We start from the raw sequence: 265 nt of genomic DNA, 5'->3' as shown, positions 1-265 counted from the left end.
ATAATTTAGGGGAAATATTATTTCATATTAATAAAGAGAACGGCTTAGTAAATAATACAGTTTTAAGTCAAGGTTTGGGAAAAAATAATAAATTATGGATTGGATTAGATAACGATATTGCCTTAATAGATTTAAATTATAGTCATACATTTTATAATGATAATTCTGGCGAGTTAGGTGCTGTTTACGACATTATTAATTAGAAAAACACATTATATATAGGTAGTAATACAGGATTGTTTTATTTAGATAATAACGATAATAA

The 265-nt window shown here is 23.8% G+C and carries 1 protein-coding gene; it reads left to right on the top strand.

The window, feature by feature from the left end; translation table 11 throughout:
• Window positions 1–203 (top strand): hypothetical protein (locus tag ACY2RX_RS14690; RefSeq protein WP_490104728.1); only part of this gene is annotated, 203 nt, incomplete at its 5' end.
• Window positions 204–265: the final 62 nt, after the last annotated feature.

The sequence above is a fragment of the Polaribacter sp. 2405UD43-2 genome, from assembly GCF_058147125.1.
This window is presented reverse-complemented; position numbering and strand designations above follow the sequence as displayed.